At 69.5% G+C, this 20,512-nt stretch carries 17 protein-coding genes; 14 read left to right on the top strand and 3 right to left on the bottom strand.

All coding sequences use genetic code 11. The features are described 5' to 3' along the window. Nucleotides 1–56 precede the first annotated feature (56 nt). The 7 genes from H5411_RS01775 to H5411_RS01745 all read left to right on the top strand — a co-directional run bounded on the left by H5411_RS01775 (nt 57) and on the right by H5411_RS01745 (nt 8,582). A complete protein-coding gene (locus H5411_RS01775; RefSeq protein WP_101436531.1) occupies nt 57–296 on the top strand; it encodes an acyl carrier protein in 240 nt (79 codons plus the stop codon). Next, complete coding sequence (locus H5411_RS01770; RefSeq protein ID WP_101436530.1) at nt 293–1,027, top strand: SDR family NAD(P)-dependent oxidoreductase; 735 nt, start codon at nt 293–295, stop codon at nt 1,025–1,027. The genes H5411_RS01775 and H5411_RS01770 overlap by 4 nt, the downstream gene beginning before the upstream one ends. Then, entirely contained in the window at nt 1,024–2,430 is a 1,407-nt protein-coding gene (locus H5411_RS01765; protein WP_101436529.1) for an AMP-binding protein, read from the top strand. The genes H5411_RS01770 and H5411_RS01765 overlap by 4 nt, the downstream gene beginning before the upstream one ends. After that, nucleotides 2,427–3,479 carry a LuxE/PaaK family acyltransferase gene (locus H5411_RS01760; protein ID WP_183122761.1) on the top strand — a complete coding sequence of 351 codons (1,053 nt, stop codon included), beginning with the start codon at nt 2,427–2,429 and terminating at the stop codon, nt 3,477–3,479. Before H5411_RS01765 ends, H5411_RS01760 begins: the two co-directional genes overlap by 4 nt. Continuing rightward, nucleotides 3,476–4,720, top strand: coding sequence for an acyl-CoA reductase (locus H5411_RS01755; protein ID WP_183122760.1), 1,245 nt, complete (start codon nt 3,476–3,478; stop codon nt 4,718–4,720). The genes H5411_RS01760 and H5411_RS01755 overlap by 4 nt, the downstream gene beginning before the upstream one ends. 14 nt (nt 4,721–4,734) lie before the next feature. Beyond that, entirely contained in the window at nt 4,735–5,751 is a 1,017-nt protein-coding gene (locus H5411_RS01750; RefSeq protein ID WP_183122759.1) for a lysylphosphatidylglycerol synthase transmembrane domain-containing protein, read from the top strand. Between the two features lie 245 nt (nt 5,752–5,996). Continuing rightward, nucleotides 5,997–8,582, top strand: a complete 2,586-nt coding sequence (locus H5411_RS01745; protein ID WP_101436526.1) for an arabinosyltransferase domain-containing protein — start codon at nt 5,997–5,999, stop codon at nt 8,580–8,582. A gap of 42 nt (nt 8,583–8,624) precedes the next feature. On the opposite strand, the gene H5411_RS01740 is transcribed toward H5411_RS01745, so the two are convergent. Next, on the bottom strand, nt 8,625–10,514 hold the full coding sequence (locus H5411_RS01740) for a DUF6541 family protein (protein WP_312877374.1): 1,890 nt from the start codon (nt 10,512–10,514) through the stop codon (nt 8,625–8,627). A gap of 223 nt (nt 10,515–10,737) precedes the next feature. Here H5411_RS01740 and H5411_RS01735 point away from each other — a divergent pair, with 223 nt between their 5' ends. Beyond that, on the top strand, nt 10,738–12,255 hold the full coding sequence (locus H5411_RS01735; RefSeq protein ID WP_183122758.1) for a hypothetical protein: 1,518 nt from the start codon (nt 10,738–10,740) through the stop codon (nt 12,253–12,255). A gap of 65 nt (nt 12,256–12,320) precedes the next feature. Beyond that, on the top strand, nt 12,321–13,052 hold the full coding sequence (locus tag H5411_RS01730) for a lysophospholipid acyltransferase family protein (RefSeq protein WP_183122757.1): 732 nt from the start codon (nt 12,321–12,323) through the stop codon (nt 13,050–13,052). A gap of 4 nt (nt 13,053–13,056) precedes the next feature. Here H5411_RS01730 and H5411_RS01725 read toward each other — a convergent pair whose 3' ends face one another. After that, nucleotides 13,057–13,881 carry an HAD family hydrolase gene (locus tag H5411_RS01725; RefSeq protein WP_183122756.1) on the bottom strand — a complete coding sequence of 275 codons (825 nt, stop codon included), beginning with the start codon at nt 13,879–13,881 and terminating at the stop codon, nt 13,057–13,059. A 57-nt stretch (nt 13,882–13,938) separates the two neighbouring features. Between H5411_RS01725 and H5411_RS01720 the strand changes: the two genes are divergently transcribed. Then, nucleotides 13,939–14,826, top strand: a complete 888-nt coding sequence (locus tag H5411_RS01720; RefSeq protein ID WP_183122755.1) for an LLM class flavin-dependent oxidoreductase — start codon at nt 13,939–13,941, stop codon at nt 14,824–14,826. A gap of 41 nt (nt 14,827–14,867) precedes the next feature. Here H5411_RS01720 and H5411_RS01715 read toward each other — a convergent pair whose 3' ends face one another. After that, nucleotides 14,868–16,880 carry a DUF6541 family protein gene (locus H5411_RS01715; protein WP_183122754.1) on the bottom strand — a complete coding sequence of 671 codons (2,013 nt, stop codon included), beginning with the start codon at nt 16,878–16,880 and terminating at the stop codon, nt 14,868–14,870. A gap of 89 nt (nt 16,881–16,969) precedes the next feature. On the opposite strand from H5411_RS01715, the gene glf reads away from it, so the two are divergent. The 4 genes from glf to H5411_RS01695 all read left to right on the top strand — a co-directional run bounded on the left by glf (nt 16,970) and on the right by H5411_RS01695 (nt 20,478). Next, nucleotides 16,970–18,193 (top strand): UDP-galactopyranose mutase, encoded by a 1,224-nt coding sequence (gene glf, locus H5411_RS01710; RefSeq protein WP_101436521.1) that lies wholly within the window; start codon nt 16,970–16,972, stop codon nt 18,191–18,193. Next, nucleotides 18,186–18,704, top strand: a complete 519-nt coding sequence (locus tag H5411_RS01705) for a phosphatase PAP2 family protein (RefSeq protein WP_101436520.1) — start codon at nt 18,186–18,188, stop codon at nt 18,702–18,704. The genes glf and H5411_RS01705 overlap by 8 nt, the downstream gene beginning before the upstream one ends. A gap of 86 nt (nt 18,705–18,790) precedes the next feature. After that, on the top strand, nt 18,791–19,741 hold the full coding sequence (locus H5411_RS01700; protein ID WP_376772083.1) for a decaprenyl-phosphate phosphoribosyltransferase: 951 nt from the start codon (nt 18,791–18,793) through the stop codon (nt 19,739–19,741). 113 nt (nt 19,742–19,854) lie between these two features. Beyond that, nucleotides 19,855–20,478 carry a hypothetical protein gene (locus H5411_RS01695; RefSeq protein WP_101436518.1) on the top strand — a complete coding sequence of 208 codons (624 nt, stop codon included), beginning with the start codon at nt 19,855–19,857 and terminating at the stop codon, nt 20,476–20,478. Nucleotides 20,479–20,512: the final 34 nt, after the last annotated feature.

Here is a 20,512-nt window from a genome sequence, read left to right as displayed (position 1 = left end):
TCGACAGTGGTCAACAGGGTCACCAGCCCCATTCGAGAAGGAAGTGCCGGGTAGACATGGCTGTGCAGGACAAGCTGAAGGAAGTCTTCATCGACGCTCTCCAGCTCGACGACGGGGTCGACGTCGAGAACCTGAAGTACCGCGACATCGAGGCGTGGGACTCGGTCGGCCACATGGCGCTGGTCGCGGCGATCGAGGACGAGTTCGACGTCGAATTCGACACCGACCAGGTGATCGACATGAGCAGCTTCAAGGTGGCCGTGGACATGGTCAAGGAGCTGCAGGGGCAGGCGTGAGCACGTTCGCGGGGAAGGTCGCACTGGTCACCGGGGGCACCAGGGGCATCGGCCTGGCCACTGTCCGCGCGCTCGCCGAGGCCGGGGCCACCGTGGTCCTCACCGGCCGCGACGAGACCGCCGCCAAGGAGACCGCCGCTTCGGTGGGCCCCTCGGTCAGCGGCCGCGCGCTCGACGTCACCGACGCGAAGGCCGTCGCCGCCGTGGTGAAGGACGTGGCCAAGGAGCACGGCCGGCTGGATGTCGCGGTCGCCAACGCCGGGATCATGGAGGGCGGCCTGCTCGGCATGATCCGCCCGGACGACGTCGACCGGACGCTGTCCACGAACGTCGCCGGCACGCTGCACACCGTGCAGGCGGCCGCGCGAGCCATGATGCGCAAGAAAACCGGCGCGATCGTGGTGCTGGCCTCGGTGGTCGGCGAGTACGGCAGCGCGGGCCAGACGGTCTACGCGGCCTCGAAGGCGGCGGTCGCGAACATCGCGCGCTCGGCGGCGAAGGAACTCGGCCGCTCCGGCATCCGGGTCAACGCGGTCGCCCCTGGCGTGATCGAAACCGCCCTCACGGAAAGCCTGAGCGAGGACGCCCGCGCCTCGAACGTCGCCAAGACCCCGCTCGGCCGCCTCGGCCAGGCCGAGGAGGTCGCGGCGGTGATCCGGTTCCTGGCGAGCGACGAGGCGTCGTTCGTGACCGGGCAGGTCCTGGGGATCGACGGAGGCTTGGTGCTGTGACTCTGGTGGGTGCGGGTTCCCGGCTGATCGACGTGGCCGGGGGCCGCACGCTGGACGACGCGGAACTGTCCGCCGAGGTGGCCCGGAAGACCGACGAGCTGGCCAAGCTGCCGGTGGGCGTCGTGTTCGCCCGGATGTCCGTCGACCTCGACAGCGTGCTGACCTACCTCGGCGCGTTCGAGGGCGGCCGGGCGATCGCGCTGATCGACCCGGCGCTGGACGCCGACGTGCTGATCGGCCTGGTCGAACGCTTCCGCCCGGCCGCCGTGCTCGCGGCGTCCGGCGACGCGCCGTCCGGGTACACCACCCGCGGCTCCGACTGGGTGCGCGACTCCGCCGAGGGCGTCGAGCCGCACCCCGACCTGGCCGTACTGCTGCCGACCAGCGGATCCACCGGCAATCCGAAGCTCGTCCGGCTGTCCCGCGACGGGCTGCTGGCCAATGCCGACGCCATCGCGCAGGTGCTGAAGATCGACGCGGACGAGGTCGCGCCGACCTGTTTGCCGCTGCACTACAGCTACGGGCTTTCGGTGCTGAATTCGCATCTTGTGCGCGGCGCGACGGTGGTTATCGAATCGTCTGGGGTTTTGGGTCGCGGATTCTGGGATGCGGTCAAGGAATACGGCGTGACTTCGCTGTCCGGCGTGCCCTATCACTACGAAATGCTGCGCCGGCTCAAGTTCGATCCGGCGAAGTATCCGACCCTGCGCACCCTCACCCAGGCGGGCGGGAAACTGCGGGACGAACTGGTCGCGGAATTCAACGAGAAGATGCTCGCGGTCGGCGGCCGGATGTACGTCATGTACGGCCAGACCGAGGCATCCCCGCGCATGACCACGCTGCCCGCGGAGCGGCTCGCGGACAAGATCGGTTCGGCCGGTCCGGCGCTGCCCGGCGGCTCGTTCGCCATCCGCCGCGACGACGGCGAGGAAACCACGCATCCCAAAATTGTCGGTGAGGTCCTTTACCGTGGACCCAACGTGATGATGGGTTACGCGGAGGACGAAGCGGGACTGAGCGCGGGCGACGAATACGGCGGCACGCTGGCCACCGGTGATCTCGGGTACCTCGACGAGGAGGGGTACCTCTACATCACCGGCAGGCTCAAGCGGATCGGCAAGGTGTTCGGCAACCGGGTCAGCCTCGACGACCTGGAGCAGGCCGTGCGCACGGCCGCGGTGGGCATCGACGTGGTGGCCGCGGTGGCGGCGGGCGACAAGGTCGTGCTGTTCGCCGAACTGCCCGAGGGCGACGGCGCGAAGGCGATCTGCAAGGACGCGTCGCGGGCGCTGGCGGAGCGGCTGCACCTGCACGCCAGCGGGTTCGACGTGCGTCCGATCGACACCGTGCCGCTGCTGGCCAGCGGCAAGATCGACTACCGGTCGCTGGAAGGACGGGTATGAGTGTGTTCACGCGCTCGCAGGCGGAGCGGGAGGCGGCGCTGCTCCCGGAGCTGGTGGAGCTGACGGCGCACCACCGGGCGAACTCCGCCGGGTACGAACGCATCCTGTCCTCGCTCGGTTTCGCGCCGGACGCGTCGTTCGACACGATCGCCGACCTGCCGTGGCTGCCGGTGCGCATGTTCAAAACGCACGACCTGAAGTCCATTCCGGACAGCGAGGTGTTCAAGACCCTCACGTCCTCGGGGACCACCGGAGCCGGTGCGTCGCGGATCTACCTCGACAAGGAAGCGGCGGCCGCGCAGACGAAGCAGCTCGGCGCCACCCTGCAGGAGGTGCTGGGCGCCGAGCGGCTGCCGATGCTGATGGTCGACACCATCGGCATCATCAAGAACCGCCGGTCGTTCTCGGCGCGCGGCGCGGGCGTGCTCGGCATGGCGAACTTCGGGCGCAAGCACACCTACGTGCTCGACGAGAACGACAAGCCGGACGTCGAGGCGGTGAAGAAGTTCCTCGCCGAGTACGGGGACCGCCCGTTCCTGATCTTCGGCTTCACGTTCATGGTGTGGCAGTACCTCTACGAGGTCGCCCGCGAGCACAAGCTCGACCTGTCGAACGGCATCCTCATTCACTCCGGCGGGTGGAAGAAGCTGATCGACCGCGCGGTGGACAACAGCGAGTTCCGCCGCCGGTTCGCGGCGGACACCGGCCTCACCCGGATCCACAACTACTACGGGATGATCGAGCAGATCGGCACCGTGTTTCTCGAGGGTCCGTCCGGGAATTCCTTGTACTGCCCCGATTTCGCCGACATCGTGATCCGCGACCCGGAGACCTGGGAAGAGCAGCCGGTCGGCAAGCCGGGTGTCATCGAGGTGGTGAGCACGCTGCCGCGCTCCTACCCGGGACACGTGTTGCTCACCGAGGATCTCGGTGTGTACAACGGCATTGACGACGGCGACTGGCCCGGCAAGCACTTCTCGGTGCTGGGCAGGCTGCCGAAGGCCGAGGCCCGCGGGTGCTCGGACACGTTCACGGGAGCCGCTGCGTGAGTGCTGTGGAACAGCGTTTTCCGCTGGGCGACCCGGTTTCGGTCGACGCGGTGCTCGACGAACTGCGCGAGGAACCGCCCGGCGGCCGGTTGACGGTCGGCGACCCGCGGGTGGTCGAGTTCGTCACCAAGTTCGCACGCAAGCTGCTCGCCCCCGCGCTGGCCCGTCGTTTCCCGGAGCTGGCCTCGCTGGGTTTCTTCCTGCGCAAGGGAGAACTCGCGAAGTCACTGTCCACTTTGGAAACCACGGGCACTTCGCTGCGGTTCCCGCGCGGGCTCGTTTTCCACGTGCCGCCGGCCAACGTGGACACCATTTTCGTGTACTCGTGGGCGCTGTCGGCGCTGGCGGGCAACAGCAACGTCGTGCGCGTTTCTTCGCGCTCGGCCGGTGCCGCCGAGGCCGTACTGGAAGCGTTGAACGCGGCGCTCGAAGACGTGTCGCCGGAAACCGCGGCCACCATCCGGGCCACCCAGCGCATGGTCACCTACGACCGCAGCGACGAGGTCAGCGGCGCGTTGTCACTGGCCGCCGACCTGCGGGTGATCTGGGGCGGCGACGCCTCCGTGGCCGCGCTGCGGAAGTACCCGCTGGCCCCGCACGCGCGGGACCTCACCTTCCCGGACCGCTCGTCGTTCGCGATCGCGTCGGTGCGCGGCTGGCAGGAGGCCTCGCCGGAGCGGCGCAAGGCCGCCGCCGAAGGCTTCTACAACGACTCGTACTGGTTCGACCAGGCCGCCTGCTCGTCGCCGCGCGCGGTGTTCTGGGTCGGCGACGCGACGGGTGCGCGGGCCGCCGGACAGGAGTTCCGCGAGCTGCTCGCCGAGGTGCTGGCAGCGAAACAGCACGTCACCGAGCCGGCGATGGCCGTGCAGAAGCGGGTGTCGGCCTATGGCGCGGCGGTCGACGGGCTGGTGTCGTCGATCCGCTTCGACGGCAACGCGCTGGCGACGCTGGAGCTGGCCGACGCCACGGTGATGCCGCGCGAATGGCTGGGCGCGGGCACGTTCGCGAACGCCTCGGTGGCGTCGCTGGACGAGCTGGTTCCGATCGTGCGGCGCAAAGACCAGACCGTGAGCCAGTTCGGGTTCACCCGCGAGGAACTGACCGGATTCGTGACGGCGCTCGCCGGACGGGGGGTGGACCGGGTCGTGCCGTTCGGGTCGGCCCTCACGTTCGCCGGAGTCTGGGACGGCTACGACCTGCTGTCCGAGTTCAGCCGGCTGGTCACGGTAGAGGCCTGAGGAGCTGAGAGGCAGTGACGACCGTTCGTACGCCGACGCCGGGGGATGACGCCCCGCCCACCGAGGACGCCCCGCCCACCGGGAAAGCCCGCAAGTCCACCAAGGCGCGGGTGCTCGACGTCGTGCGCTGGGTCGCCATCCTCTTGGTGATCGGCTTCGCGGCGAAGAGCCTCGCGTCCAACTGGCACGAGTTCTGGCACACGCTGGCGGACGTCGCCTGGCAGTCGTCGGTGCTGAGCCTGGTGGCGCTGATGGTGTCGATCCTCGTGTCCGTCTGGGGCTGGCAGGTCCTGGTCGACCATCTGGGCGGCAAGCCGGTCGGCTACGCCCGCGGCGCGCAGATCTGCCTCGTCGGCTCGCTCGGCAAGTACGTGCCCGGTTCGGTCTGGGCGTACCTGCTGCAGATGGAACTGGGTCGCAAGGCGGGCCTGGCGCGAGCCCGGATCTTCACCGGCTCGCTGATCCAGCTCGGCCTTGGCGTGGTGTCCGCGCTGGTCGTGTCGCTGCTCGCGGCACCGGCGCTGTTCAGCAACAGCCCGCGCGCGATGTGGCTGTTCGTGCTGATCCCGGTCGGCCTTGCGCTGCTGCACCCGCGCATCCTGAGCTGGGGCACGTCGCTGGTGCTGAAGATCCTGCGCCGCCCGCCGCTCGCCGAGCCGCTCGGCTGGGGCGTGGTGCTGAAGGCGTTCGGCGCGTCCATGGGCGCCTGGGTGTTCCAGGGCGTGCACCTGTGGCTGCTGGCGAACTCGGTCGGCGCGCCCGGCTTCAACGGCCTGATCCTGTGCATCGGCGCGATGGCCGTCGCGATGACGGTCGGCACGTTCGCGTTCATCCTGCCCAGCGGCGTCGGTGTCCGCGAGGTCGCCCAGGTCGCGGTCCTCACGGCGAGCGGCCTGACCGTCGGTCAGGCAACGGCGTTCGCGGTCGCGTCGCGAGTCATGTTCACGGTCGCGGACCTGCTGACCGCCGGTTTCGCGGCGCTGGCGGCCAAGGTGGCGGCTCGACGTCCGGCTGAGGTGGACGCGGCCTGATTCAGGCATCCGAGGAGGTCGCCCGTACTCGGGCGGCCTCCTTTTTTTGCCTGCGCGGTGAGCACGCTGTTCGTGCTCGGGGTAACGAAATCCGGTATTCCGCGGATTATTCTCAATAGGGACATATCCCTAGCCGCTCGGCGGTGCCCGCGTTCGACAGCGGAACCCTTTCCGCGCCGCGATGAACTGATTGGTCGTGCTCCTTGACAGCCTTCCGGGCAAAGCATGCGAAGCGAAGACCGCGGATGTCTTCCTCGCGGTGGCTGCTGGCGCTCGGCGCGGGGACGATCGCCCTCGCGCTGGCAATCCCGTTCGCGCCGGTGCGGTCCGACCAGGTGGACGTGAGCTGGCCCAAGGAGGGGCAGCCGGCCTCGTCCACGGTCGCGATGTTCATGCCCTACCGGCCGTTGCAGCTCGACGTGTCGCTGGCCTGCTCGGCCGTGTCGGCCTCCGTGGGCTCGGGAGCGGTCACGGCGTTCGCTACTTTTCCGCCGGACGCGGACGGCGCACGCAAATGGGGGATGTCGCTCGTCACGCGCGACCAGCAGCTGTTCCTTGCGGTCGCCGACCGCGAACACGCGCTGGGAAAGGCACCGTCGGCGGATTGTTCCTACCGCCTGCACGCCGAGGGCCGGCAGTTGGTGGTTTCCGTGGCCGACGGTTCTCAGCTACGGGAGCTGACCCGGATCGACACTCTGGTCCCGCAGGTGGTCGCTTTTGTCACCGACCTGCCGCCCGCGCAGGCAGCGGACACAGTCTCGGCACACGCGCAGGCTGACGCGCGATTCCAGACCTCGCCCACGCCGCTCAAATCGATCCTCATGATCGGCTGCGCGCTCGGAGTGCTGGCGTGTCTGGTAGCCGGGTTCTGCTTCTTCGGCAAGCGTGACCGGCCCCGCGAGGTCGACGCGAGCAGGCGGCGGGCGGCCGACCTGGTGTGGACCGGGCTGGCCGCGGCCGGGATCGTGGCGTGGGGGATTCTTGGCCCGCAAAGCGTGGACGACGGCTGGTTCCTCGGCATGCACCGGAACTTCGGCGCCGCCGGGTACGCCGGTGATTACTACATGTCCTTGAACGCGGCAGAAACGCCCGCGGTGGGACTGCAGTATCTGTTCGCTCCGCTGTTCCATTTTTCCTGGTCGCCGCTGTGGTTGCGGATCCCGGTAATGCTTGCCGGCCTCGCGATGTGGGGGCTCGCGCTCGGCGTCGTGCGCCTGGTACGCCGCTATACCGACCGGCCGCGGGTACCTCATTGGCTGTTCGCCGCGGCGTTCTTCGTCGCCTGGATGCCCGGAGGCGCCGGACTCCGGCCAGAACCGTTCGTGGCGTTGTGCGTAGCTGTGAGCGGCTACGCTGCCGTTCGAGCGCATTTGACGCAGGCACCTGCCTGGCTGCTCGTGGGCGCGGTGGCGGCAGGGCTGTCGTTCACGGTGACGTCCACGGGCTTCCTCGCGGTGGTCCCGCTCGCCATCGGTCTCGTCTACACGTGCCGGCGGCTGACCGCCTTGCCCGACCGCGTCATCCTGCTCGTCCTCACTCTGGCCGCGATGACTGTCGCGGTACCGATCGCTTTCCAGGCCACCGGTCTCGGCGGTTTCCTCGACTCCGCCGGAGCGCGCTACTGGTACGGCGCGGACCTGAGCTGGCATCACGAGTTCAACCGGTACCAGATGCTGCTCGGCGGGGGCATCTCCGACGAGTTCCAGTTCGAGCAGCACCCGATGCGCAGGCTTCCGGTCCTGCTGGCCATCGGACTGACGGTCATCGTGCTGGCGCTACGGGTGCGGCACCGGGACGGGAGCACTTTCTCCGGTCCGTTCGGCTGGCCGTTCGCCTGGTACGGCCTCGGGCTCGCGACCCTGGTGTTCACTCCTACGAAGATCGGTTCGCACTTCTTCGCACTCGCGTTCTTCACCGTGCTCGTGCTGGCTTTCGGGCTGTCCGGACTTCCCCGCGCCTTCGCCAGGGAGCACGTCGGCTGGGTCTTCCGGCTCAGTGCGTTGTTCCTCGTCCTGCTGCTGACCAGCGTTGCCTTCAACGGCATCAACTCGTGGTGGGCCTACCACCGCCTGGGGATGCCGCAGCTGAACAAGAAACTCCTCCACGGCGTCCTCGCCAACCCGGTGCTCATCTTGGTGGCCGGCGCGGTGACGGCGGCCGCGATCATGCTGGTCGTTCGCCGGTGGGGAAGGGGCTCGCATGACGTCGCTCCCGCGCCGGTCCGCTGGATCGGCTGGACCGTTGTCGCGATCGCCGGGCTTTCCGTGCTGGTGATGCCGCCGCTTACCGCCGGGCTGCTCACCAAGGCCGCGGTGAACCAGCACAACCGCGGTGCCTGGTCCACGGTCGCGTCCAATCTCCATTCCGTGACCGGTTCGACGTGCGGTGCTTCCGACGCCATCACGGTCGACGGCACCGACCGGACGCTCAGCCAGGTCATCGCCGGGCAACCCGGACCGACCCTGGTGGACTGGCCCATTTCCTTCTGGTTCCCGTGCGCGCGGTTTCCCCAGCTCGCCGACGGTCTGCTCGAAGCTCCGGCGACCGTCGTCGTAGCACCGGGCCCGTATCGCTTCGACGGCGACCTCACGCGCGCCGCCAAACCGCACGGCGGTGCGTTCGCCCCGATGACCAAGGTCGCCGCCTACCGCGAACTCCCGTCGCGACTGGTCAACGACCCGGAACTCACCGGTCTCCTGCTCGCGGTCGACTACCGGTACCCCGTCGGCGCGTATGACGTCCGCAAGACCGTCGCCGATCAGCCTGGCTGGCATCGGGATCCCCCGTACGCCAGCCAGGATTACGTCGGCCAGGCCCCGCCCGGAGGCTGAACGGTTCTGGCCCTGGGCTTCGAGAGCCGGAAGCGCTCAAGCTCAGCGATTCACCTGGTAAATCACCGCGTCCTCATTGCGGTAGACCTCTTTCAGGAACGGCAGCCCGTCCAGTCCGATCAGGCCTTCGTTCGCGTACGCGGGCTTCGGCGGCGCGGCCGGGCGGCCCAGGATCACCCAGTGGACGTTGAGCCGTGCCACCGCGGCACGGACCGCCGGATCCGTTTCGTAGTCTCGGAAATGCGCGGCGAGCAGTACCGCGTCCGACGGCGGGCGGGAGCCGTCGTCGTGGGCGGCGACGGTTCGGACCCCGCTGAGGGCGTACGTCCACGTCGTGCCGTCGTAGCGGTCGTTCATCGCCCATTCGCCGGGCTTGGCCAGCTTGCCCAACTCCACCATCGCGCGTTCCTCGCCGGGCGTGATGTTCTGGGTGCGCGGATCAGGGCTGTGGTAGCCGCCGGCGACCACGTCGCTGTTGGTCCGGGTGTACAGGCCCTTCGTGACGCCGGTGAAAGCGAGCAGCACCACCGCGGCGAGCACGGCCGGCGGCACCCGCGAAGGCAGCCGTTCCTTCAGCCATTCGTGCAGCGCCGCGACGCCGTGGCCGGCGATGAACGACAGCGGCACGATCGCCATCGTGATGAACCGGTACGGGTCGTCCCACCACGGCCGCGACAGTGCCATCACCAGGGGCGCGTCCGAGGAGGACACCGCCATGTAGAACAGGCCGGTGATCAGCGCGGTCAGCCCGATCCAGCGCAGCGCGCCGAGCCTGCGGAAGAAGATGAAGCCGACGAGCAGCGCCGCCGACAGCCAGATCTGCGGGCGCGGCTCGAAGTGCTGGAACCCGAGCAGCGCGCCGAGCGCGGTCGTCGCCCGCCATTCGCTGGGCCAGCCGAGATATCCCCAGCTGCTCGCCTGTCCCAGCGCGCCGAACAACTGCAGCGACGCGACGAGAACCGACACCGCCGCGATCGGCAGCAGCGCCAGCAGATCCCGTCCGATCGAGCGCCACCGCTCGATCCAGCGCTGCACGAGCAGCGGCCCGGCGAACAGGATCGCGCCGAACAACGCGGACGAGTGAACGCACAGCAGGCCGATCGCCGCGACCATCAGCACGAAGCCGGTGTCCGGCGCGACCCGGTCGAGGTAGCGGCGCAGCACCACGGCGGCCAGCGGGGTGAGGGCGATGCCCAGCAGGAAGGGGAACAGCGGGCCGCGATTCATCGACTCGTACAGGCCCATCACCGGCGCGACCGACGCGAGCGCGACGGCCCCGGCCAGCACCGCGCGGCCGCGGAACGCCCGCACCATCACCACGAGCGAAAGGGCCAGCAACCCCGGCAACAGAGCGGTGTTGACGTCCAGGGTCAGCGGGATCGAGCCGCCGCTGAGCGTGTACTGCACGGAAGCGAGCAGGTGGTAGGCGTTGGGGTAGAACGGCGCGGCGCCGTCGCCGTACCAGTTCAGCTTGCTCATGCCGAAGAGGCTGCCGTCGCCGCTTTCGGCGATGTAGCGCACGCCGTTGGCCGCGTACGGGGCGTCGCCGCCCTGAGCGATCGCGCCGAGGTGGCCCATGCCGTGCACGGCCGTGTAGAACCCGATCGCCGTCGCGAGGACGAGGCACGCGCCGACTGCCCAGTTCGCCCGCGGTTCCCAGGCCCGAGGTTCCGGTTCGGGCGGCCACCGGCGCACGGTGAGCCGCCGGAGTCCGAACGCGACAGCGGCGAAGATCACCGTGGTCAGTGCGAAGGTCCAGGCGTTGAAGGGCAGGCCGATCGCCGCCGTCCACGGACCAGCGAGCCCGCCGATCGCGTAGCTCAGCAACGGGGTCAGCCCGGCCAGCAGCCAGCCGCGCAGACCGGCGGCGAGACCGGTGACGAGCCCGGGAATTCCGAGCACGAGCAGGCAACAGGCGATGCTGGCTGCCACGGACAGCAAAGTGGGTTCGCTCGGCACAGTCTTCCTCAGGTCACGGGGCATCCGCCGGCCCCCGCCGTGGCGGATTGAATTCGGGGCCCAGACTAGCGGGCACCCACATACACTCGAACGGCTGATGTCGGCGGAGCGCGGCCGCGCGCTTGACTGGAACCGGTGAGGAGCGGTCCGCCAGGGGTCGGCTGGACGGGTGAGGGGCGCGGGAGGCAGGGGGCGCGTGGTTTACGCGGTCGTGGGGGGATGGCTGGCGCTTGCCGCGCTGGTCGTCGCCGCCTGGCGGCGGATGGGGCAGGACCGGCGGTGGCGGGTCGCGGTTCTTCTTTTCGTTCTCGGGTTTTCGCTGCTGCATCAGCTGTTGTTCGCCACCGCGACCGAGGACGCGTACGTCAGTTTCCGGTACGCGCAGAACATCGCCGACGGCAATGGCCCGGTATTCAATATGGGCGACCGCAGCGAGACGTACGCGAATTTCCTCTGGCTCGTGGTGATCGCATTGCCGCGCGGCGCATTCGGCGCGGAAGTGCCGACGGCAGCCGTGGTATTGAGTTGCGCGGCGGCGCTGGGATGCGTGTTGACGGCGTATTTCCTCGCCAATCGCATTGCCGCGCTCGGTTTGCCGGAAGGGGTTGAGCCGCGGCGGGCGATCGGGGTCGCGGCCGCGTTGCTGACCGCGGGGGCGAACGGGCTCGCGGTGTACGGGCTTTCGGGCACTGAGCTGCCGATGTTCTCGTTGCTCGTGCTCTGCGTCGCCTACGCGTTGGTCGCGGGGCGGCCGTTGGTTGCCGGGGTGCTCGTGGCCAGCGCGGTGATGACGCGTCCCGAAGGGCTGGTGCTCGCCGTCGTCGGCGCGGTATGGCTCGTTTCAGCTGCCGTGCGAGGGCGGCATACCTGGTGGGCGCCGGTCGGTTTTGTGCTGGGCGCGTTGGTGTTCCTGGTTCCGTGGACGGCTTGGCGCGTCACCTATTACGACCGATTCGTGCCCGCCGCGGAGCTGCCGCCCGGTCCCGATTGGCCGTATCTGGGCGGCTTCGCCTTGGCGCACTTGGGGTTTCTCGTCCCCGCCGCGGTTGTGGCGGGACTGGTCGCGGCCCGGGGACGCTCGGTCGAGGCCCGGTCGGCGTTGTGGTTGTTGCTGGCGCTCGCCATCGGCCACGCAGGGATCGTGCTGTTCTTCGAGAAGGATCCGGGACTTTCGTGGCGGCTGCTCGTGCCGGTGCCGCCGTTGCTCGCGGTCGCCGCGGTGGCGGGCTGCGGCGTCCTCACTCCGGTGCCGAGGCCGCGAGCGGTTTCCCGGGCGGTTCCGGCGGTCACCGCGGCGCTCACCGGGATCGCGGTGGCCGTTTCGGTGTTCAGCCCCGAGGTGCTGGAGCGCGTGCGGGCTTGGAGCACGCAGGGCGCGCAGCTGGCCGAGGTCGGCGACTGGCTCGCCCGCTACCTGCCGCCGGGATCCGTGGTGAGCGCCGGGTCACCAGGGCTGCTCGCGAGCCGCGCCGGTTCGAAGGTGCTGGTCGTCGGGCTGGACGCGGAACGGTCGACGCTCGCCGTGCCCGGCCGGTCCGGGTACGCCAGCCGCCAGGATTGTGCCGACGACCTGCCCGCCTGGTACCGCGTCGCGACCTTCCGGCGCATCGGGACCCCGTTCTGGATCTCGGTCTATCCGCGCGCCGACGACGCCAGCCAGCTCGTCGACGAGCTCGACCGCGCCCCGGACTTCCACTACGTGTCCTGCCCCTGAAGTGTGGCGGAACCGACCCGCGCGACCTACCGGCGGGAAACCTACGGTCCCGTAGCCTTGGTCGCATGGCTGACTTCGTGTACCCGCCCGTCCTGGTTGCCGCGCGGCTGATGTTCCGGCTGCTCGACAACCGGCTCCGGGTGACCGGCGCCGAGAACGTCCCCGCGCGCGGCGGTGCGGTGCTCGCCTGCACGCACGTCAGCTACCTGGACTTCATCTACTGCGGCCTCGGCGCCCGTCCGGCGAAGCGGCTCGTGCGGTTCATGGCCAAGCAGGAGATCTTCAGCAATCGGATCGCCGGTCCGCTGATGCGCGGCATGCACCACATCCCGGTGGACCGCGCGGCCGGACAGGCGTCCTACGACGAGGCCGTGGCGCGGCTGCGCGCGGGCGAGGTCGTCGGCGTCTTCCCGGAGGCCACGATCAGCCAGTCGTTCACCGTGAAGGACATCAAAACCGGCGCGGTCCGGATGGCCGCCGAGGCGGGCGTGCCGGTGGTTCCGATGGCGCTGTGGGGTACGCAGCGGCTGTGGACGAAGGGCCGTCCGAAGGACCTCACCCGCAGGCACGTGCCGATTTCCGTGGTGATCGGCGAGCCGATGCGCCCGGGCCCGGACGACTCGTGCGAAGCGCTGACGACGGCCCTGCGGGCCCGGATGACGGAGCTGCTGGAGAAGGCGCAGGCGGAGTACCCGGAGGTCCCGGAAAGCGACGCCGAACGCTGGTGGCTGCCCGCGCACCTCGGCGGCAGCGCGCCGACGCCGGAGGAAGCCGCCGCGCTCGACCGCCGCTCGTGAGCGCCTAGAACCAGCGCTCCAGCACCTGAGCCACGCCGTCCTCCGCGGCCGGGCCGGTGATCTCGTCCGCCACGGCCAGCACGGCCGGGTGGCCGTTGGCCATCGCGACGCCGTGGCCGGCCCACTGCAGCATCTCGACGTCGTTGGGCATGTCGCCGAAGGCGATCACCGAGGACTGGGGCACGTCGAAGCGTTCGGCGATGTCCGCGAGCCCGGTCGCCTTCGTCACGCCGTGTGCGGACAGTTCGATCAGCCCGCCCGACGACGAGTACGTGACGTCCACCGCGCCGTCGAGCACCGCGCTCGCCGCCTCGGCCATCTCCTCCGACGTCATCCCTCGACGGCTGACCAGCAGCTTGATCGCCGTTTTCCCGAGCACCTCCGCCCGCGGCGCGGTCCGGCTCTCCTCGTCGCCCCACGGGTTGTGGTACTCGGGCTCGATCACGAAGTTGCGCAGTTCGTGGTCGACCGACCCGGTGCTGATCCGTTCCGCCGCCAGCCGGCAGCCGGGCAGCGCCTTGTCGAGCGTCGAGGCCAGGTCGTGCAGCAGTTTCGGCTTGAGTTCGCCGTGCACCGCGACCACCGAATCGGTGCCGATGTCGAGCAGCACTGCACCGTTGGCACACACCGCGTACCCGGTCAGCCCGAGCGGCTCGGCGATCGGCGCGATCCAGCGCGGCGGGCGGCCGGTGCACAGCACGAACGGCACGTCGCCGGCCAGGATCCGCTGGACGACCGCCACCGTGCGCGGCGTCACTTGTTCGCTGGGGCCGAGCAGGGTGCCGTCGACATCGGACGCGATCAACCGGGGTTTCTCCACCCGTCCCATTCTCCCGGTCGCCGCCCGTTCGAGCGAATGTCAGTGCCGGACGTTACGGTCGGCCTCGTGCGAGCAGGCATCGTAATTCTTCCTGAAGACCGCTGGTGGGCGGCCGAGCCGAAGTGGCGCGCGGCCGAGGAGTACGGCTTCGACCACGCGTGGACCTACGACCATCTCGGCTGGCGATCGCTGGTCGACGGGCCGTGGTTCTCCGCTGTGCCCACCCTCACCGCGGCCGCCATGGTCACCTCCACGATCCGGCTGGGCACCTTCGTCGCCTCTCCGGTCGCGCGGCACCCGGTGCCGTTCGCGCGCGAGCTGATCACCCTCGACGACGTGTCCGACGGGCGGTTCGTGCTGGGCGTCGGCGCCGGCGTGGACAGTTCGCGCTACGACGCGCAGGTGCTCGCCGCACCGGAGCTGACCGCGCGGCAGCGGGTCGACCGCTTCACCGAGTTCGTCGAGGCCCTCGACGGGCTGCTGATGACCGACAACTTCGACTTCTCCGGCGAGTACTACTCCGCGCGCGGCGCGCGGAATCTGCCCGGCACGGTGCAGCGCCCGAGGCTGCCGTTCCTGGTCGCGGCCAACGGCCCGCGCACCATGACGCTGGCCGCCCGGTTCGGGGCGGGCTGGGTCACCACCGGTCGCGGCGGCGACACCCTCGACGAATGGTGGACCGGCATCGCGGAGCTGGTCCGCACGTTCGACCAGCGGCTCGAGGCGGCGGGCCGCGAACCGGGGAGCATCCAGCGGCACCTGAGCCTCGACGCGGCGCCGGTGTTCTCGCTCAGCAGCGTCGCGGCGTTCCGTGAGGCCACCGAACGGGCCCGCGAGCTGGGCTTCACCGACGTCATCTCGCACTGGCCGCGGTCGAGCGGGCCGTACGAGGGGCACGAATCGGTGCTGGAAAAGGTCGTCGAAGAAGTGCTGCCGGGCCTCAAGGCCGAATGACCCCTCGGGACCGCGGCCAGGCAAGGCCGCGGTCCCGAGGGTCACTTGATGATCGTGTAGATCTGCGCGCCGGGATTGCGGTAGACCAGCCGCAGGAAATCGCTGCCCATGAGGTTCCGCAGCCCGGGGGCGATCTGCGCGCCTCTGGCGATCGAACCGCTGCCGACCAGCACGTGGTGCACATTCAGTCGCCGCACCGCTTCGCGCACGCGGACGTCGAGGTCGTAGTCGCGGAAATGCAGCGCCAGGTACGTCGCGTCGGGCGAGATCGGGCCGCCGCCGTCGTAGTGGCCAGCCACCGGGTGCACGCCGGTCAGCGCGTACATCCACGCGGTGCCGTCCAGCCGGTCGTTCAGCACCTTCTCGTCCGCCGGGATGCCCATCCGGCCGAGGAAGTCCATGGCCGCGATCTCGTCCGGGCTGACCGGCGGCGTGACCTCGCCCTCCGGGCCGTTGTAGTACAGGAACGACACCGCGGTGGCGTTCGCGGTGCGGTAGAACCCGCCGGTCAGCACCGCGGTCACGGCCACGACGACCGCCGCCGCGGAGATCCCGAGCCTGGACACGACCTTCGGCCGCGCCTTCGCCCAGCTGACCGAGCGGATCAGCTGCGCGATCCAGCGCTGCAGTTCCGCCATGCCGTGCCCGGCGAGCAGGCACAGCGGGATCGCGGCCAGCGCCATCAGCCGGAACCGGTCGTTCCACCACGGCCGCGACAGCGAGATCACCAGCGGCGAGGCGCCGTAGGACGTGACCAGCACGAACATTCCGGACAGCCCGATCGCGGACACGATCAGCCAGCGCATCCGGCCGAGCGTGCGGAAGCTCAGCACGCCGACCACGAGCAGCACGGTGAGCCATAGCTGCGGTTTGTGCAGCACCTGCTGGAAGGTGGCGAGCATGTTCAGCGCCGACATGACCGGCAGGTCCGAATTCCACGGCTGATACGGGTACGCGCCGTTGGTGAAGCCGATCGCGCCCAGGATCTGCAGCGCGGCGAGCCCGAGCCCGAGCACCATGACCGGCACCGTGCGCACGATGTCGCCGCCGATCACGCGCAGCCCGCCGCGGCCTTCGGGCACACCGTCCACTCGAAGCCCGCGAAGCGACCGGTACCAGCGCTGCAGTACCAGCGGAGCCGCGAAGAGCGTGCCGCCGAACAGCGCGCTCGAATGCGCCACTAGCAAGCCGTCGACAGTGAGCGCGAGCACCAGACCGGTGTCGACGCCTGGGCGTACGAGGAAGCGCTGCAGCGAGACCACCATGAGCGGTGTCAGGACGACGCCCAGCGCGTACGGCAGCAGGCCGCTCGACACCGACTCGTACGCGCCCGTGGTGGCCGCGGAGGCGATGAGAGCCGCGCAGCCCGCGAAGACCGCTCGGCCGCCCATCTGGCGGACCACGGCGACCATCGACAGCGCGAAGATGCCCGCGACCGGCATGGTGACCGCGTTCAGCGTGACCGGGATGCTCGTCCCGGAGATCTGGTACACCAGCGCGGCGACCAGGTGGTAGCCGTTCGGGTAGAACGAGCCGTCCGGGTACCAGTTGATCTTGCTCATGCCGATGAGCGAGCCGTCGCCGGTGTCGGCGATGTAGCGGACGCCGTTCGCGTGGTAGACGGTGTCCCAGCGCTGGAAGACCGCGGTCGTCCCGCCGCGCGCGGACAGCACCACGGCGATCGACAGCGCCGTCGCCACCACGACGCACGCGGCGACCGACCAGTGCGCGCGCGTGCTCCAGACGACCGGGGGCTCCTCCGCGCCGGGGTTGATCCAGCCGCGCACGAGGCAGAGCCTGCGGACGCCCCACGCGACCCCCGCCAGCAGCACAGTGCAGACCGCGGCGGTCAAGACGTTGTACGGAAGGCCGACGGCCGCCAGCCACGGTCCGCCCAATCCGGTGACCGCATAGCTGAGCAACGGCGCCAGTCCGGCGAGGGCCCAGCCGCGCAATCCCGCGGCCCTCCCGACGATGCCGCCCGGGACCACCAGCACGGCCAGATAAGTGGCGACCGCGCCGAAATAAGTCCAGAAGGTGTCTGGTGCAGGCATGCTTCTCACTTGTGTAGTGCGGGTAAAACCCGGCGGGATGCCGAGGTCGGTTCGGGAGGCGGTCGCGCGACTGCGTACCCTGAGCGCCCGTGAGCGAGCACACGAACTCCGCCAAGATTACTGAAGACGACTTTCGCGGTTACGACCTCGTCGTCGTCGGGTCCGGTTTCTTCGGCCTGACCATCGCCGAACGGGCCGCGGCCGAGCTGGGCAAGAAGGTCCTGGTCCTCGAGCGCCGCCACCACCTCGGGGGCAACGCCTACTCCGAGGTCGAGCCCGAAACGGGCATCGAGGTGCACCGCTACGGCGCGCACCTGTTCCACACGTCCAACAAGCGGGTGTGGGACTACGTCAACCGCTTCACCGAGTTCACCGGGTACCAGCACCGGGTCTTCGCCCGGGTGAAGGACCAGGTCTACTCGTTCCCGATGAACCTCGGCCTGATCAACCAGTTCTTCGGCAAATCGCACACGCCGGACGAGGCGCGCGAGCTCATCGCGAAGCAGGCCGCCGAGTTCCGGACCGAGGACGCGCAGAACCTCGAGGAGAAGGCGATCTCCCTGATCGGCCGTCCCCTCTACGAGGCGTTCATCCGCGGGTACACCGCGAAGCAGTGGGAGAACGACCCGAAGAACCTCGGCACGAACATCATCAACCGGCTGCCGGTGCGCTACACCTTCGACAACCGGTACTTCAACGACACCTACGAGGGTCTGCCGGTCAACGGCTACACCGCGTGGCTCGAGAAGATGGCCGAGCACGAGAACATCGAGATCCGGCTGAACGTCGACTACTTCGACGTCCGCGAGCACATCCCGGCGGGCACCCCGACCGTCTACACCGGGCCGCTGGACCGCTACTTCGACTACTCGGCGGGCCGGTTCACCTGGCGCACCGTCGACTTCGAGTCCGAGGTCGCGCAGACGGGCGACTTCCAGGGCACCTCGGTCGTCAACTACAACGACGAAGAGGTCCCGTACACGCGGATCATCGAGTTCCGTCACTTCCACCCGGAGCGGGACTACCCGAAGGACAAGACGGTCATCTTCCGCGAGTACTCCCGGTTCGCGAAGGAAGACGACGAGCCGTACTACCCGATCAACACCGCCGAGAACCGCGAGAAGCTGGAAAGCTACCGCGAGCTCGCGAAGGCCGAGGCGCGCGAGAAGAACGTGCTGTTCGGCGGACGGCTGGGCACGTACAAGTACCTCGACATGCACATGGCGATCGGGTCGGCGCTCTCGATGTTCGACAACAAGATCGCCCCGCATTTCACCGAGGGTGCGCCCCTGGACGGGACGATCGATGCTTGAGAAAGACACCCCGCGCGGGGAAGTGGCCGTGCTCTCCAGCACCCAGAAGGCGCTGAAGAAGCCGGGCACGGTGAAGGTCGCGCGGGGAATGTCGCTGTTCGGGGAGCACAGCGCGGGATGGTTCGCGCTGGGCTTGCTCGGAGCGGCGGTGGACCGTGACCGGCGCAAAGACTGGCTGGTCGCGTCGGCCGGAGTGGTGGGCGCGCACGCCGCGTCGATCGCCGTGAAGCGCGTCGTGCGGCGGCGCCGTCCGGAGCACCCCAGCGTGGAGGTTCTGGTCGGCACGCCGAGCAAGCTGAGCTTTCCGTCGTCGCACGCGACGTCGACGACAGCGGCGGCGGTGCTTTACTCCGGATTGACCGGGCGTAACCTGGTCCCCGCCCTGGTACCGCCGATGCTCGCCTCGAGGCTGCTGCTCGGCGTTCACTATCCGACAGACGTTCTGGCCGGAGCCGCCCTGGGTGGCGTTGTCGGCGGTCTGATCCGACGGAAGCTGACCACAAAGCGATGAGCGAAACGACCGACGAGCGAACCGAAAACGCGTCCGGTACGGCCGAATCCGCGGAAGCGACGGAGCCGGCTGCCGAAAAGACCGACGTGTCCGAGGAGACCGAGAAGGCCGAAACCCCGACCCCGACCCCCGCGCCGGCCCCGGCCTCCGGCACGAGCCCGGTGGGCCTGGTGCTCGGGGTGATCAAAACCGCGCGCCCGAAGCAGTGGGTGAAGAACGTCCTCGTTTTCGCGGCGCCGTTCTTCGCGTTCTCGAAGGCGACGAACCGGACCGAGCTGGTCCTCGACGCGCTGATCGCGTTCGTGGCGTTCTCGCTCACCGCCTCGTCGGTCTACCTGATCAACGACGCGGTCGACGTCGAGGCCGACCGGGCCCACCCGACGAAGCGCAACCGCCCGATCGCGGCGGGCATCGTCCCGGTCCCGGTGGCCTACGCGTCAGCCGTGGTGTTCTTCCTGGCCGGGCTCGCCGTGTCGTTCGCGGCGGACTGGCGGCTGGCGATCGTGCTGGCGGTCTACGAAGCCGTGCAGCTCGGCTACTGCTTCGGCCTGAAGCACCAGCCGGTGGTGGACCTGGCGATCGTCGGCTCGGGCTTCCTGATGCGCTCGGTCGCCGGCGGCGTCGCGGGCGGCATCGCGATGTCGCAGTGGTTCCTGCTGGTCACGGCGTTCGGCTCGCTGTTCATGGTGGCGGGCAAGCGGTACGCGGAGATCATGCTGTTCGAACGCACCGGGGCGAAGATCCGGTCCTCGCTGAAGAAGTACTCGGCGAGCTACCTGCGCTTCGTGTGGGCGACGTCCGCGGCGATCCTGATCATGTCCTACTGCCTGTGGGCGTTCGAGATCCGGCAGGCCGAGCACAACTCGGTGTGGGCGGTCGTGTCGATGGTCCCGTTCGTGATCGCGGTGCTCCGCTACGCGGTCGACGTGGACGGCGGCAACGCGGGCGCGCCCGACGAGATCGCCTTGAAGGACCGCGTGCTGCAGGTGCTCGGCGCGACCTGGGTCGTGACCCTGTTCCTGTCGTTCTACCTGTGAACGGCGCGCGGATTTAAACAGCTGGGATTCAGCTTCTCCACAGCATCGACGGTCACCCTCGGGGTGGGAGCCGGTACCCCCGTCTCCCACCCGCACAGCCCGGAGGACCGACGATGAACGACGACAAGAACCCCTCGCCCGGCGAGCCTGCCGGGCAGGAGCCGACTGAGCAGTTCGGCCAGGTCGGTGACGCTTCCGGCGAGGGGCCGGCTGGCCAGCCGGGCCGATCCGAGGACGCCGCTCAGGCGGTGCCGCCTGCCGAGCGGACCAGCGAACTGGGCCAGCCCGCGCCGTCCGAGGGACGGGCAGGCCAGCCGGGTGAGTCCGTCCCTCCCGCCGGATCGGCGGACCACCCCGCACCGTCCGCGGAGCAGGCGACTCACCCGGGCCAGCAGGCCGCTCAGCAGCCGACTCAGCCCGCCCACTTCGCTCAAGCAGACCCGTGGGGCATGCCGCTGCCGCCGCCGAGGCAGAGCGGCTTCCGCCGGTTCGTTGCCCACCGGGCAACGCAGCTGGTCGCGGTCGGCGTCCTGGGCTTGGTCGTCGGAGGAGGCATCGTCGGCGGCGTCATGGCCGCGACGACGCACCACTCCGGCCGTCCGGGCATGAGCCAGCACCAAGGCGGTCACCGCTTCAACGGAGGCCCTGGTCAGCGCCACCGCGTTACGGACGGCCAGAACGGCGGCAACCAGAACAACGGGCCCGGCTTCGGCAACGGGAATGGCACCGGCAGCTGAGCGGATTACCCCTTTCGCGCGGAATCCCTGCCTG

Origin of the sequence: Amycolatopsis echigonensis, from assembly GCF_014174495.1 — a bacterium.
GTDB classification, from domain to species: Bacteria; Actinomycetota; Actinomycetes; order Mycobacteriales; family Pseudonocardiaceae; genus Amycolatopsis; species Amycolatopsis echigonensis.
The sequence above is the reverse complement of the archived record's forward strand: the minus strand, read 5'-3'. Positions and strand labels throughout refer to the sequence as shown.